A 15,134-nucleotide genomic window follows, 5' to 3' on the forward strand; every position below is an offset into this window, starting at 1 on the left:
ATGTAATGAACCATCCCACTCACTGAGTTGGCAAATTGTTATTAGCAGCTTAGTATTTGAAAACCCATCAATAATGCGTTTTTGCAGCAATTATTTTGAACTAAAACGAGTAAACCAACATGGAAATAAGAACAGTAGCTTTTGAATCTGAGTTAGTTATTACGCTGGAAAACAATCAAAAGGTTGTAATTACCCCATTTAAAACCCATGAACCTGGCAATTTTAAACTGGGAATTGATGCGCCTAAAGAGGTGAGCATTAATAGGCAAGAAATCTATTTAAGAAAGCAGGAACAATTAAAGAAAGAGCAGGGGCAAATATCAACAGATTCCTAATGGCTTTTATTATAGGGGGATGAATAGATTTTTATTAAGATTTATTCTGAAAATAATAAGGCTTGATGGTTTCATAAAGTAGGTCACTAAGGTGTTGTATCACCCGATGGATTAAAACATCATGGGTATTGGGGTATTGGGGTATTGGGGTATTGGGGTATTGTGCGCGATTACCTCACTGATTGCATCAGTCGTTTGTTCTTCTTTAGCCAGAATTAATAGTAAGTGCTCAGGTTGTGTGGAGAGAAATTCTTTAATTAAAGGGCGAAGTTGTTCAAGCGTCACCTCTTTTTTGGATAAATAAATCAAACACTCACGTTCGAGCGTATGAAACAATTTTTTATTCATGGTGTATTCCTTTGCAGCCAGCCCTCAATATAGGTGATGGTTTCTTCTATAGTACTTACTGCCTGATGATAGAGTGCATCAAATAATTCACGTTGTCCGGTTTTCCAGTAGCGCTCAACATACTGACAGGCGTATTTCATGCGGATGGTTCCTACATAAACCGCACCACCTTTGATTTTATGGGCGGTTTTTTCAACCAGAGGACAATCATGAGCCTTGAAAGCTTTTTTCATGCGTTCCAAATCAGCGGGAAGTTCCTGAGTCATTAAGGTCAATAATTCTTTTAACATCGCATGAGTCGCACAGTTTTTCAATGCTTCGTCACTGTTTAAGATGGGGAACTGGTTTAATTGAAACATCTCATCATCACAGTCGGGCAAATCTCTTCTTGTTTTGGAGAGATCAACAACTGACGTTTCATGCAGCTTGGGAATGAACGATTTAAGAATGTCTGTGGCATGAGCCTGAGTTAGTGGCTTGGTTAAAACTGCATCCATTCCTGCCTCAATGCAGCGTTGCCTGTTCTCATCACCACCATGCGCCGTGAGTGCAATAATAGGGGTGTTCTTTATTTCGGTAGAGCAATTTCTAACATGGTGGGTTACCTCATAACCATCCATCCCATCCCCTAAGCCTATATCCATAAAAATTAGATCATAGTGATTCTTTTTGCACAGCTCTAGAGCATCAACACCATTTGATGCTACATCAACAGCACAATCTAATTGGTTTAATAATGCTTTGGCGACAGTCTGGGCAATATAATTATCTTCAACAACCAGAACAAAAGCGGTTGCTTTATCATGTTGTAGTGAGATGGACGAAGCTTTGGATTGTTGGTGCTTTGCAGGGGTCATATACGCCGTTTCAACTTTTAAATCATCAATCTCATCAATGCCTGAGTCATCATCGAGAAGCGACTCCTGGAGAGGTATCAGACAAGTGAAACAGGTTCCTTTATTAGATTCACTGGCAACATAAATTTCGCCACCCAGCTCATCCACAAATTGCTTTACTACATAAAGCCCAAGCCCTGCACCTTTATAAATCCCTTGATAGGATGGGGTCAGCCGTTTAAATTGCAGATAAATTTCTTGCTGTTTGTCTTTTGGAATACCCATGCCAGAATCAGTCACGGTCAATTTAATGACTAATTGACGCCCCTCTTTTTTAGCCAGAGCCACATTCACCGATACATGCCCTATATCGGTGAAGTTAAGGGCGTTTCCAATTAATTCAAGAGCTATTCGGTGGATTCGGATTTTATCCCCAATAACAAAGCAGGGGAGGTTGGTATCCACTGTAAGGGATAAGTTCAATTTTTTTTCATGAGCACGCGCTTGGTTTAAGGCAATGACCTGATCGAACGTCTGCATCAGGCTAAATTTACGTTTAAGCATTGGGATTTCGCCAGAGCTTACTCTTACTGCTTCAAGAACCTCATCCATTAAATCAAGCAGCGCATGGCTTGATGCGATAAGATTGTCAGCATATTCTTTAATGCGTTGCTCATTTGATTGAGATTTTAAAAGCTCCGAAAACCCTACAATTCCAGATAGAGGAGTGCGGATGTCATGGCGCATGTTTGTGAGAAACTCTGTTTTTGCACTATTGGCAGCTTCTGCGGCATTTTTAGCCTTTTTAAGTTCCTCTTCCATTTTCTTTCTATCAGAAATATCAAATGAGATCCCCAGAAGTCCAATAACCTGGTTGAATTCATTATAAAGAGGGGCTTTCTTAGAAATAACGATACGGCTTTCTCCGTTTTTGATGATCTCTTCTTCTGCATCTATAGTTAAACCATGCGTTAATACCTGATTATCCAGTTCCCAAAAAAGATCCGCTTTATCTTTTGGAGATAAGTCATAATCTGTTTTTCCTATAATATCGTCGCAATTTGCAAGGTTAAGATCTTTTGCCTGTGACAGATTACAACCTAAATATTGCCCCTCCTTATTTTTCCAATACACATGCTCTGGAAGATGGGTGAGGATGTGTTTCAAGGCAAGGTCATTTGCAGAGTATGAGGAGACAGGGGGCCTATTTGAAGGCTCGTCAACAACAAGAGATAAAACGCCAATCAACCCGTTTTTGTTATCGAACAAAGGAATTTTATGGTATTTAATAACCATTAATTTTCCATCCTGATTTTTTACAGGCTCATCGAACTGCACAGCGATTTTTGACTGCATCATCTGATGGTTAATGGCATCTAATGTATTAAGTAACTCAGGATGCTTTTGATAAAGCGGCAGGCTTTTGTTTGTTTGGTTTACAATATCCTGTGGTGCTTTTAAACCAAATAACAAGGCCTGTGATCGGGTACAGGCTTTATAATGATTGTCTTTATCCAGAAGATAGCTAAAGCCCGCCATTAGGGGCAAGATTTGCTCTAATGTTGAAAACAAATGGTTTTTGCCCATCCAGGACTTCCTTCCAGTTCATTTGAGTCAGGTCTTTTGATTAAGTATAAGCCTGAAATGGAATAATTTTAATAAATCAGCTCGTATTGTGTTTGAAAAGCCATTGGAGGCATGTCAGGCGTGGTATACGCAGTCGTGTTGAATAGCTTGATAGATACAGACTTTTTATAAGCATTTACGGTATTGCAGAAAATATGTTTTAAAATAAATAAAGTTGGGTTATTGCTGGTGCAGCCTGTCTTATCAGCTAATTGTTTCATTCTAATCAGAAGAGATGCTCTTTGTTGAGCAATAGATATTTCGTGAATAGTAAGCGAGTCGCGTTGTTGTGAGATTAAGGTTGCATAAGGATTGTCTCTATAGGCGCTCAATGTTATTCCAGAATATTGAGGGTGTGCAGCGTTATTGGATAAAATGACTTCTTTAATACCCATTGAGATTATTTTTTTTAAGGTATGTTCTATTAAATAAGTAGCGAGGGGCATGCTGCTGCCGTACATCACCATACAGGGCTGGTCATTTTGTTGCTCTTCGTTAATTAATTCAAAATTTTGCTGCTGTTTTGATCCCCTTAAAAAAAGAGCGCTTTGTTTTCTTGTATTTTTAGTAGCAACATTGACTAATAAAACCAGATTGGCCTCTTTTTCAATCATGTGAAGAACAATAATTTCAGTAACACAATAACAGGGTAATACCATGCGCCCTTCATCAGATTGATGATGCAGTAAGGGTAATATTGATTCTAACTCATGAGAGTTCGGTAGTTCTTTTACTAATTGGAATATAAAATCACAGGATAGTTCCGACAGTCTTTTTTGATAAAAGTGCCCGATTTTTTTAGCAAAGCTTCGGGATACAGAAAGTTCACTGGACAGTGCTGGAAAATCAATGGCCATCGGTATGTTGTCATCATCCACAAGATGATAGTGGCATAAAAAATGAGAAATAAAGAGAAATAATGCATCATCCGAGAGAGGGATTATGCAGTCCAATTCACTAAAAAAATCAGCAAGAGTAATTGGAGCACGAACAGACTCAGGCCTTTGGCTTTTATGTGATTTTAGAAGGTTCTGATAGTGTTCTGCCTGTATCGATAGTTTTTTAATTCCATGAGATACATCACTTTTTAATTTCCCGATCGTTTCTAAAAATTGTGGTGTTGAATGGGAGGCGAGACAATAGATCTTATATGCTCTGATTTGGCATAGGGTTTCACCTACCTGCGCATCAAACCGATACAATTCCTTCTTTTCAAAACAGGATAAGGTGAGTTGTAATTTTTTGAGCAACTGCCCCATTAATTCAATAATACTTATTTTTTGAGTAATGTCTTTAATGACAATGTTCTGTTCATAGGGTAGTAATGTGAGGTTTGTTTGGTTGAGATCCATATCCAGTTCCATTGTATTGAATTGCCAATGTCAAAATTTGGCTGGATATAATAACACATGACTAAAAATTAGTCACCAAGGGATTTTTTACATTCATGAAATCCTGGGTTAACTTTAAATCAATTAAAGTACTGAGATACGTTTAATCCGATGAAACAAAGATATTGCTTCCTGTTTTTATATATCGATAATAGCAAATTAGAACCGATACGGTACCACAGGTGATAATACTTAAAAGATACCCACCCGCCAGGAGATAATCTCCTTGATAGAAGCCATGCAGCATAGTGAACAGTTGTATGATATTAAAACCAGCAAAGGTAATTAATGAAATGCCTTTAGCGGATTTTGTTTTAATCAAGGAAATTATTTGGGGTATAAAAAGTGCTGCATTAACGACTAAGCTTATTGAAAATCCATATTGGATGATGCTTCCTGCTATTGACATGATGAACCTTGGTGAGTGGTTTTTGATAAAATTATAGGTTGTTTCAGGATAAATCACACATCAGTTTTAGATAAACTACCAACCCGTATGATGTAACCATAGTTGTGAGATAATGTTTCGAGCCTCTTCGTCAAGAATAAAAATTGCCTGTACGAAATTGGGGGATTGAGCCTGAATTAAAAGTTCTTGACCACACTCGGGATCATAAAATGAATACATTAAGCCAAGCAAAACCTGTTTGCCATGACTGTAGCTGCCCATTTCATTTTTAATGAACTGGTAGTTTGGTTCTAACTGCCATTTTTTTTGAGCCATATCAAAGGAAGAAGCTTTTATATTAAAAAATTCAGCGCCTACTTTTTTAATCCCTTTCTTCCAGGCAGAAACAAACAATTCTTCATTCATAAAATAACCCTGATTTAAAAGATGTTCAATTATATTTCATATATCAGTTTTATACAAAATTGATTAATTTTGGGACTCTCATTAAACGAACGTTTTTTGGACTTATATATATAAATTGATGTTACTTATAATTGCTTCTTAATACTCTTCTGAAATTCATGCTTAATTATCGAAATGCCGTATTTTAATAAAAATATGAAAAACTCATTAAGTTGAATGTAATTGCGACGGGTATGGAAATATTGATTATATGCTCTTAAGTGCACCTACACTTTAACAGCCCTTGGTTTTTTACCTTGTGCTAGGCTTACAAAGTAAGCAAAGAAAGGGTTGTCTTTTAAACATAACCTAATTTCTTTAATTCCTCCTGCAGCCAGAATATATTTTACATCAGGTGCAAAATCGCTGAGTGTTTCTAACATCTCTGCATCGCTAGCTTTTTTTTGATGCAGTACCTTCATTTGCTGCTCTATCATTCTAATAGTGAGCTTGTCGTGATGATTTAACATATTACCTCTTTTGTCTCGGGGTTTGATGGCAAATAATAGGGTTCAGGTTCAATGGTGGATGTTAATGTGACAGGGTAACAAAGTCTCACGAGAGTTCATAGAAAGTATTTAGGAAAGATGTTTATGTCATTGATTTTGGTATTAGATATACCATTTTCATATTTGCCCACTTTTTTAAGTTTAATCCAATTATTTAAAAAATGCTGAGTTTTAACTCCTTGGAAGCTAAGTCATGCTATGAGGGTAAATGTCGACTTTTGAAAATGGAGTTTTGTTTGAGATAGATAACACTTAGATTCTTATAGACTGACACATAGCGATCTTGCCGATTAATTTTGGATTAAGTGTCAGTCTATAAGATTTGTTGAGCTAAACTGCCGATTTTGTGGTAAAGAACTATGGGGTTTGTATTAAATTTATCATGGGCAGTTGTGTTAAACGAGATGTACTTATGTTGGCATTTCCACCTAGGTCATACTTTTTTAAATAGATTCTTGCGTTGGTTCTTCCTTGATTAATGAGGGAAGACGATTTTTTTACGAAAACTGCCATAGTTAGCCATGCTCCTTCATTAATATTATAAGCTATTAAATGTACACTATTTATCTTCATATAACTCCCAACTCGATTGGAGGATCTCCAGAATGAGTGACCCACTTAGCTAAAAACGATTCAACCGCTGCCAGCCAAGGAAGCGAGGAACGAGCGAGGCTGGTAGTCCCTGGTAGCCTTAGAGCCGGATGTTTTGCCGCAGGCAAAATATAAGGCATCCGAAAAGGCGTCAGTCATTGGGGTAGCGTTGTTTTTGAACCCCGAATGGGGTGAAAAAACAAGCGGACACAGGACGGCCAGGGCCGCCGGAGGCATACTTGTCGCGTTTGCGAGTCGATTTCAGCCATGGATGGCTAAAATCAATCACGAGCTTAGCGACACTATCGTATATTTAATCGTCCAGAACCACAGCGTGGACAATTAGTTATGTCTATTCCTGTCAGTCGTAGCATTAAGTCATGGATTTTTTCTTTTCTCTTTGGCTTCATTTCAGGGTGATTAAGTGCTATTCGTGCTTGTTTTAGGTTTATGGATTTATAACGATTTGCTAAAATCCCATAGTGTCGTAAGCGTTGAAATCCCTTTGGTAAGACATGCAACAGGTAACGTCGAGTAAATTCATTGACGTTTAATTTCATTATTTTTGGTTGACTGTTGTCTGCGTAATCACGCCATTTAAATGAGACTGTATTATTTTGAAAAGCGACTAATCGCTGATTTCCAATAGCAATTCGATGGGTGTAGCGTCCAAGGTATTTCAGAACGTGTTCTGGTCCTGCAAAGGGAGGTTTAGCATAAACAATCCAATCCTTTTCGTACAGTAATGAGATAAGTTGTTGAATGGTTTCTTTATTAGTAGAGCCATTAGGTAAACATACTTCGCGATTGTTTAATAAGACCTTAAGTTGTTCCAGGTATTTTCCTCTAAAAACTTTAGATAGTGCACGAATCGGGAAAAGAAATGCTCTTTTAGCATGGTTCCATTGCTTATTTTTTGTTAATCCACCACCACTTATAATGCAATGCACATGGATATGTTGCTCCAGGTTTTGTCCCCAAGTATGAAGAACCATAGTAATACTTGGTTTAGCACCTAACCATTTGGGATTTGCACTAAATTGTAATAATGTGTCACGTGCCGTTTGAAATAATAAATTGTAAATGAGTTCCGGTGTTCCTTGAGCAAGAGGATTAATGTGGTGAGGTAGGGTAAAAACAACATGAAAATATCCTGTGGGTAATAATTCTTCTGTACGTGCATCAATCCAACGTTCCTTTTGCATTGCCTGGCATTTTGGACAATGGCGGTTACGGCATGAATTATAACTTATTGATTCGTAGTAACATTTATCGCATCGGGAGAGATGACCTCCTAAACAAGCAGTACGACAAGCAACAATAGCCCGTATCGCTTTATACTGTTGGCTGCACAGTTTATGATTACTCCTATAGGTTTGGCTATAATTGCGGAAAATATCAGCAAGTTCCAAGTGTGGTTTTAAGCCCCTATGTTGTTTTGGCTGGTGCATGATTTAAGATTTTGGTACTTGGGTTAAAAGGAGCGAGTCGAGCGGTGATGGAGTCTCTGCCAAACGCAGTTTGGTTAAACGAAGATAGCGTGTAGTGGTGCGGATGGAAGAATGGCCTAAAAGTTGTTTAATGGTATATAAATCGACCCCATCTTCTAGCATGTGCGTTGCAAAAGCATGCCTGAGCCCATGAATACCTCCGCAGTGGTGGAGGTTTGCTTTTTCCTTTATCTGTTGCCATATACGGCGAATAGAAGGCGTTGTAATTGGCTCAGTACCATCTGTAAGAGAAAATAGCCATGTTTTAGGATGATAAGCTTTCCAGTATTGGCGTAACTCTATTAATAAACAGGGTGGTAGTACCGTGTATCGATCTTTTTGGCCTTTCCCCTGTTCTATTTTAAGGCACATTTGTTCGCTATCGATGTCTTTAATTTTTAAATTAGCGATCTCACTAATTCGTAAACCAGAACCATAGGCTAACATCAATATAACTCGGTATTTAACGTCATGAGCGACAGAAAAAAGCTGTTGAATCTCTTGACGGCTAGGAACCTCCGGTAATTTTTGTGGTTGTTTTACTATAGGGATACAAAAAGAAGTGTTTGGATGACCTAAGGTTTTTTCATAAAAAAATTTTAAAGCAGACACTAGGCAATTACAGGTTGAATAGGAGAATTTTTTATCTTTTAAAAGATGTAAGAGGTATTGTTCAATTTCATCATTGCTTATTTTATCAGGAGATCGATTATAGTAATTAGCCATACGACGAATACTTGTAATATATGACTTTCTTGTATTAAAACTAAAGCCATGTAAAAGCATATCATTATTCATTTTGTTACTTAACTTACTCATAGTAGTTCCTTCTATAATGAATCAAAGACACTATAAGTTTGGCACTTAAAAGAACAAATATAGATTCGCGGGTTGTTTAGAACTGGAACAATACTTTGAGGCCTATGTGTACAAGGGTTTAGAGGTTGCCACCGCCGCTAGGCGGTTTAGTTCAACGTACCTTATCCATCAGAAACAATACTAAAATTGGACAAAAATATACAGATATGCCCTATAGTAGATTGAATTAATACATTACAGTGGACCCCATTGTCAAGACAGCGATCCGTTTAATTTAAGATATAACTTTAATTCTACTTTCTTTCGTTGACGAGGGTGCGTAGCACACGAGTCAACCACAATAGCAGTTAATGAAACACCTGTTATTGAGCCTGTGGGTATGTGGGCGCGAAGCCATCGAGTGTGGTCAAGCGGTGGATAACGTCTTTTTGTTATCCATGGCTTGTCCACATGTCCCGAAGGGCGATGGCTGATCCGCAGGACGCGTCCACATATCCACAGGCATTCCATTACGCTGCAGCCTCATATAGGCCAGCATAAACCTCTGACGGCGTGTATATTCCAAATGATTGATGAGGTCTTTCGTCGTTATAAAACTTGAAATACACCCTTAAACCATTTCGTAGTGCTAAAACTGTTCCGTATTCTTTTATGTAAATATCTTCATATTTGACTGAACGCCATAGCCGTTCAATGAACACATTATCCATCCATCGACCTTTCCCGTCCATGCTAATTTTGATGTCATGGTCTTTTAAAACATCGGTAAACGCCTTACTGGTAAACTGGGAGCCTTGATCCGTATTAAAAATATCAGGCCTGCCGTGGAGCCTGATGGCGCTCTCCAACGCGCTTACACAAAAGTCATCATCCATGCTGTTTGATACCTTCCAAGAGAGCACCTTGCGGCTATACCAGTCCATTATTGCCACCAAATATACAAAGCCTCCTTGCATCCTAACGTAGGTAATATCGGTGCACCAAACCTGATTGGGTCGATCAATCACTAAACCACGTAGCAAGTAGGGATAAACCTTTTGTTCCTTGTTCTTTTTACTCGTATTCGGCTTTGGTGCCACTGAAACCAGACCCATGATCCGCATCAAACGCTGCACTCTCTTACGGTTAACGTCATGGCCAAGGCGACGTAAATAAGAACGCATCTTTCTGCTTCCATAGAAAGGATGGCGCATGTATTCCTCATCAATCAAGACCATCAAAGCCAGATTCTCTGGGCTCTCGGTACATATTCCTTCGCCAGCAGTGCGATAGTAGCTAGCGCGTGACAAATTAACCAATGCACATTGGCGTACGATGCTGAGTGTAGGGTGATTGACATCAATCATGGCTCGCTTCTCCCGCACGCTCAACTTAGATGACCGGTCTTTTTTTTAAGCCAGTCTAACTCAACCGCTAGCTGGCCTATTTGCGTGTATAATCGATCTCGTTCTTGTATGATGGAGTCCATGTCTTTGTCATGCTTGCCGCTAAACAATTGCTTGCTTCCATCCAGTAATTGTTTTTTCCACAGATTGATTTGTGTTGCATGCACCTCAAATTCAGATGCCAATTCATTGGTCGTCTTGTGACTTTTTAATGCCTCAATTGCTACCTTTGCTTTGAAGTCAGATGTAAATTTTTTTTTAGCCACTTGGTACCCCGTTTAACAATGGTTTCTATTTTACACCACTGTCTCATTTTTGGGGTCCACTATACATCTCGAATATCCAAAGTTTATGATAGATAAGATTATTTAATTGGTGTTCCTTGGTGAAAAATCATACTCCATTTGTTATTTCTTAAACGCCAAATAGATGATCTGGCAGCTTTCTTGATTTCAGAAAGAGGAGTATCTTTGATAGAGCTAATATAGGTTAGTAAAACTAGATCTTCAGAAAGTCGCAGCGTTTTGAACGAAGAACCTATACGTTCAGATTGATCATTGCTGTTAAGCCAATCTGCTACTGCTGCTTTATTGTACTCATTAGCGCTACTTCCAATCTCAATAAACTCATCATCAATTAAATCTACCAAACTGTGAAAAGAATCAGTCCTTTCTAAGAGTTTTTCTTCTAGTTCAATAATTAATTTAGTTAGTGAATCGTTCATATTTATTTTAGGAGATAAGATGTTTGTTTGATAATAACATATCTTTAAAATACGTTTATTAAGTAAACTTCTTGGGTTAGTCGCCTCCGCAAAACGATGGGTTTGTGGACGAATTGAATCGCAAAAAATAACCCTATTAATTTCCACCCAAAATAGTTGTAAACTGTTGCCTCAAATCAAAGTTCATTATAAAAATTTTTTATAGAGTTTCTGGTTCCTATTTATTTTTCTTTAGTCTAACTACGATGCTTTTTATCGACTTAACCGATAAAACAAATTTAGATAAATACTCTGCAGTCAGTGTGAGTTTTCCTTCTACGGATGTAACACCTGATTTAGAACTTTGTGTTAATTGAGTAATGCAACTCTGATTAGCGGATCCTTCGATAATACCACCACAATGAAGTAGAGTATTACGAATTTTGGATGCAGTTCTTATTGTATTCCATTCTCTAGATTCACTTAATTTATTATTATTATAAGAGTTAATCAATGGCTCATATCTACAAATTGAGGACTCAACCTTGGAAGTATCAATTGAAATATTATTATATTTAGTAACTTGCTCTAATTCACCTTCAAGGAATGAGTAAACCATAAGGAATGTGTTTATATTAAGCATTCTATCAAATTTATCTAGACTGATTTTTTCACTCTCAGTTATATCTGGTTCTTGATAATAAGCTTTTAAACGATCTCTTAAAAAGTTGTGATATTGTATGAGATTATTTGTCTCGATATTATTTAATTCGTAGATAAAATTTTTAATATCATTTTCTGACATAATACTTGTACTCTACCATTACTACTTTACCAAGTTTCTCGGTAATAAACTGAGTGAGTAATTACAACCATCACATTTTTAAGATACTGAAAATTCAAAACTTGCTTTTAGGCGCTTCAATTTATCTTCCTTGCCCTTAATAGAGCACAAGTTCGTCCACCAACTCGTATTTTTTTTGCTGCATCACTAGCTTGTACGCGCTCTCGAATAAGCTCTCGTGCCAGTTCTGAAAAGGCAGAACATATGTTGGGGTAGACGTATCAGCTTGTTATATAGCGACTAAAAGTTAATCCCCTTTTCTTTGAAGTCTAGTATCATTTCAGCAAGTTAGATCATTCACTGGCAATCTTATCTAACCGAACTACACAAATCGTGTCACCCTTGTTTTGTTTTTCTAGTAGCCGATTGAGTTCTTTGCGGTCATTTCCCCACTTATTTTTTTCCCTAAAAGGATTGCAGCAGTAAATTATTTAGTAGAGAAGCTATAGGAAATGTTGTGGTGGGAGCATTGGAAAATTTTCCATTCTATGTTGGGTAACCAAATCTTTTATAAGTATTATTAGTCCATCCTGGGCTACAGGAACAGCCCCCATAAATTGCCCATCGACTACATAGGACTCGATGACCTCCTGCATAGCCTTTTCTCCATTTAGTATATTGCAATCTCTATATTATAAATTTTAATGTGAGTGTTATATCCTAAATCTCATTACATATTGTGGCAATGACCATTTTTGTGTCAAAAATTACGGTTTGATATACTCCATAATGAAGTTCGTTAGCTTTACTCCTCTAATCTCTACGCTTTGTTGTTTTGTTACTTTAAATCCCTTAAATTCAAAAAAAGGTCTTGCTGTAATGCTCACTTCAGCAAATATTCGCTTGATGTTCAAATTCTTTGCCTTATTAAAGACTTCGTTCATTAAAGAAGTGCCAATTCCAAAACCCTGATATTCATGGTGCACATAAAAACAATCAATGTGTCCATTTGGTTCAAACTCAGTAAATCCAACTATTTTATTATCTATTAGAGCAACTAGTGGTGTAATCGTTTCCCATTTTTTCTTCCATCCGGTTAATTCTAGAGACGAGGAAGGTGCCCACGCATTAACTTGGTCTTCAGAATAATCCTGAATGTTAACATTACGAATGGTGTAGTAAAAAATATTAGCTAATTGTTGTGCATCATCAGACACATATTGTCTAATAATAATTTTATTAGTCATAATAATCTCTATTCACTGTCAGCCTGAAGTATACCCTATAGTGACGTCATGGAAGGAGGTGAATTGTGTCAGAATAGATTTAATTTTTGTATTTATTGACAGCTCATCAATATGGTCTAAGAGTCTAACATGAAACAAAATATAGCTAATGGATATCAGTCATAAACATTTTTACGATGACCCACATGTATGACGAGGACGATAAAATTATCATCCTGTCTGTCGCTAATTGTTAATTTCGCAGCAACAATTAGTAATTAGCGACAGATCGGTTTCATGTCATGCCTAACTCTTTTCGTAAAAAATGTAAATCCACAGGGCATTGTGAAAATCCCGATTGATTTTTGTTGTGAAAATCCACGAATAAGGCCTCTAATAGTTCACGTCCTTTAGCAGTCTTAGCCGCCTGTCTGGGTGTGACATTATTTAAAGCCGGAATTAGGGTATCAAGCCACGACACCCAGTGTTGATGATTCATTTGCTTTAATAGGTCTTGGATTTCGGGTGAGTTATCACAGGGGTTATTTAATTCTTCATGAGGTTCCTTTAATAACTCTTCTATGGATTTTTGAGTAGTATGTAGATAGGTAGCTTCATCGGTGCTTAGGCGAGCATTAATTTCTATCAGCACTGCTTGCGCACGATTATCAGAATTGACTTCAGTAGTCAGAGTATTTTCTTTGATAGTGATATGCCCATGAACGGTATTACTCCAGTCTTTATTCATTTTATTGCCTGCAATACACCAAGGGAATGCAATCTCTACCAATTGATTGCAGGCATTATAAATTCCATCTTTAGCTAGCTCTGATTGGTCTACGTTTTGTGCTAACTCAGCCAATGCCTCAAATGCCCTTTGAGGCGTGCAAGTCAACGTGTAGGAAATGGTATTCATGGAAAACTCATCCCCATCTGTATTTTGTAACTTTGGAAATGGGTTCTCAAGAAGCTCATGTACTAAATCCAGGTAAAGGCCACGAATTTCTAAATCCAATTCAAAGAGCATGCTATCACTAAAGAATTTAGTTTTAGCATAATATTGTTTAAATTCAACCACAGGTAACAGGCACTGTGATGGCAGGGGTTGAGGGTATATGCCGCAAGCAATGCTGTCCTCATTGATTGTGACAATGCGCGCCATGAGGACATGGCCTCTTTCTAGTGTTTGGCTACCCATCTTTTCATGAATGGTGATTTGATGTCCGCGTAAAAGGTCTTTTAGTGTAATGCTTTGTTCTCTCAGAACATGAGTAACTTCATAAATACTGTAACGGGCTTCACAGTTAGCTTTAATAAACGCTTTTTGATAAGCATCCAGCCTTGACGAGTATCTCTTTAAATAATGCTCGGCTGCAATCACTTCGGGTAACTGAACAGGGGACTCTGCCTGGTTTTCTGGAAACCAGTTGTAGAGGAACCAAGGCATGAAGGCTTGAATAAATACAGTATCTTCATCTTCAATCTTAGGGGTGTTGATATCGAAAACATAAAATTCTTCCCATGCCTTTTCTAGGCCTCCCTTTCCAAAAAGCGTAACTGCGTGCTTTGTTAATAGATTGCTTAGCTCATTATCAGCAGTACGCATTTTGTGCCAGGCATAATTTAAGGTTGTTGATTCAGTGGCTTTATTAAGACAGCATTTTTTATATTTTAATCCGCTACCACAAGGGCAGGGGTCATTTCGGTTGATTTTCATTGAATGCCCTTTAAAGTAATAAAGAGCGCATTTTATCAAATGGTAACTTGAGAAGCTAATTTGGGTGTGTGTGGTGAGCTGGTTATTTCCATTGCGTCCAGTCCGAAAAGGAGCCCAAGTTGCCTGTCTGTCGCGAATGTGTGTCACGAAGGTTCATTGAGGAACAAGCAATGAATCATGCTGTATGGGAACTCAAAATTAATAGCTTACCCAGCCTGTGGTAAAATTTTAACATCCCATTTTGGTAAATTTTCAGAACGCTTGATTTGTGATTGATATTGTTCCATTTCCTTTTTGGTAAGAGAAATGCCTCTTTCATATATTTTATCGAGTAAACTTACAGAGGCTTTTATGCCCTTCCACGTCATGGTCGATGCCCATTTTAGGGCTTTATCAACTGAGTTTAAAATTTCTCCATTCCAATGCCTTTCCAGGCTACCCCAGCATCGCTCAACAGGATTATCTTCATCTATAGGTCTCGGCGGTATATTCATTCTTCTTATTTTCATTTATATAGTGTA

General features: G+C 37.7%; 16 protein-coding genes and 2 pseudogenes. 2 read left to right on the forward strand and 16 right to left on the reverse strand.

What is annotated here, in order from left to right; all coding sequences use genetic code 11:
* Positions 1-119 precede the first annotated feature (119 nt).
* Complete coding sequence (locus tag HRS36_RS18340) at positions 120-335, forward strand: carbon storage regulator (protein WP_173238694.1); 216 nt, start codon at positions 120-122, stop codon at positions 333-335.
* A gap of 111 nt (positions 336-446) precedes the next feature.
* Here the strand turns inward: HRS36_RS18340 and HRS36_RS18345 are convergent, their stop codons facing one another.
* The 5 genes and pseudogenes from HRS36_RS18345 to HRS36_RS18360 all read right to left on the reverse strand — a co-directional run bounded on the left by HRS36_RS18345 (position 447) and on the right by HRS36_RS18360 (position 4,858).
* Positions 447-683: a hypothetical protein gene (locus HRS36_RS18345; RefSeq protein ID WP_226905673.1), complete on the reverse strand. Its 237-nt coding sequence runs from the start codon at positions 681-683 to the stop codon at positions 447-449.
* A complete protein-coding gene (locus HRS36_RS19105) occupies positions 680-1,180 on the reverse strand; it encodes an Hpt domain-containing protein (protein WP_420814342.1) in 501 nt (166 codons plus the stop codon). Before HRS36_RS19105 ends, HRS36_RS18345 begins: the two co-directional genes overlap by 4 nt.
* 15 nt (positions 1,181-1,195) lie before the next feature.
* Positions 1,196-3,106 (reverse strand): annotated as a pseudogene (locus HRS36_RS18350) (ATP-binding protein); the annotation flags it as partial.
* A 68-nt stretch (positions 3,107-3,174) separates the two neighbouring features.
* Positions 3,175-4,497, reverse strand: coding sequence for a hypothetical protein (locus tag HRS36_RS18355; RefSeq protein ID WP_173238696.1), 1,323 nt, complete (start codon positions 4,495-4,497; stop codon positions 3,175-3,177).
* Between the two features lie 142 nt (positions 4,498-4,639).
* Positions 4,640-4,858 carry a hypothetical protein gene (locus HRS36_RS18360; RefSeq protein ID WP_267313974.1) on the reverse strand — a complete coding sequence of 73 codons (219 nt, stop codon included), beginning with the start codon at positions 4,856-4,858 and terminating at the stop codon, positions 4,640-4,642.
* Here HRS36_RS18360 and HRS36_RS18790 point away from each other — a divergent pair.
* Positions 4,797-4,982, forward strand: coding sequence for a hypothetical protein (locus tag HRS36_RS18790; RefSeq protein ID WP_226905675.1), 186 nt, complete (start codon positions 4,797-4,799; stop codon positions 4,980-4,982). The genes HRS36_RS18360 and HRS36_RS18790 overlap by 62 nt on opposite strands.
* 38 nt (positions 4,983-5,020) lie before the next feature.
* Here HRS36_RS18790 and HRS36_RS18365 read toward each other — a convergent pair whose 3' ends face one another.
* From HRS36_RS18365 to HRS36_RS18415, 11 genes and pseudogenes are all read right to left on the reverse strand, one after another.
* The gene (locus tag HRS36_RS18365; protein ID WP_173238698.1) at positions 5,021-5,350 is read right to left on the reverse strand and encodes a hypothetical protein; all 330 of its coding nucleotides are present in this window, start codon (positions 5,348-5,350) and stop codon (positions 5,021-5,023) included.
* A 266-nt stretch (positions 5,351-5,616) separates the two neighbouring features.
* The gene (locus HRS36_RS18370) at positions 5,617-5,859 is read right to left on the reverse strand and encodes a hypothetical protein (RefSeq protein WP_173238699.1); all 243 of its coding nucleotides are present in this window, start codon (positions 5,857-5,859) and stop codon (positions 5,617-5,619) included.
* 932 nt (positions 5,860-6,791) lie between these two features.
* A complete protein-coding gene (locus HRS36_RS18375) occupies positions 6,792-7,940 on the reverse strand; it encodes an IS91 family transposase (protein ID WP_173238700.1) in 1,149 nt (382 codons plus the stop codon).
* A 3-nt stretch (positions 7,941-7,943) separates the two neighbouring features.
* The gene (locus HRS36_RS18380) at positions 7,944-8,798 is read right to left on the reverse strand and encodes a tyrosine-type recombinase/integrase (RefSeq protein WP_173238370.1); all 855 of its coding nucleotides are present in this window, start codon (positions 8,796-8,798) and stop codon (positions 7,944-7,946) included.
* Positions 8,799-9,307: 509 nt separating this feature from the next.
* A pseudogene (locus HRS36_RS18385) lies at positions 9,308-10,449 on the reverse strand (IS3 family transposase).
* 98 nt (positions 10,450-10,547) lie between these two features.
* Positions 10,548-11,054, reverse strand: coding sequence for a nuclear transport factor 2 family protein (locus HRS36_RS18390; RefSeq protein WP_173238701.1), 507 nt, complete (start codon positions 11,052-11,054; stop codon positions 10,548-10,550).
* A gap of 70 nt (positions 11,055-11,124) precedes the next feature.
* Entirely contained in the window at positions 11,125-11,691 is a 567-nt protein-coding gene (locus HRS36_RS18395; RefSeq protein ID WP_173238702.1) for a hypothetical protein, read from the reverse strand.
* Positions 11,692-12,173: 482 nt separating this feature from the next.
* Positions 12,174-12,326 carry a hypothetical protein gene (locus HRS36_RS18400; RefSeq protein ID WP_173238703.1) on the reverse strand — a complete coding sequence of 51 codons (153 nt, stop codon included), beginning with the start codon at positions 12,324-12,326 and terminating at the stop codon, positions 12,174-12,176.
* Between the two features lie 111 nt (positions 12,327-12,437).
* Positions 12,438-12,917: a GNAT family N-acetyltransferase gene (locus HRS36_RS18405; protein WP_173238704.1), complete on the reverse strand. Its 480-nt coding sequence runs from the start codon at positions 12,915-12,917 to the stop codon at positions 12,438-12,440.
* A gap of 274 nt (positions 12,918-13,191) precedes the next feature.
* Positions 13,192-14,613: a YecA family protein gene (locus HRS36_RS18410; RefSeq protein ID WP_173238705.1), complete on the reverse strand. Its 1,422-nt coding sequence runs from the start codon at positions 14,611-14,613 to the stop codon at positions 13,192-13,194.
* Positions 14,614-14,819: 206 nt separating this feature from the next.
* Positions 14,820-15,122: an ISAzo13-like element transposase-related protein gene (locus tag HRS36_RS18415; RefSeq protein ID WP_173238706.1), complete on the reverse strand. Its 303-nt coding sequence runs from the start codon at positions 15,120-15,122 to the stop codon at positions 14,820-14,822.
* Between the last annotated feature and the right edge of the window lie 12 nt (positions 15,123-15,134).

Source organism: Legionella antarctica (assembly GCF_011764505.1).
GTDB lineage: Bacteria > Pseudomonadota > Gammaproteobacteria > Legionellales > Legionellaceae > Legionella > Legionella antarctica.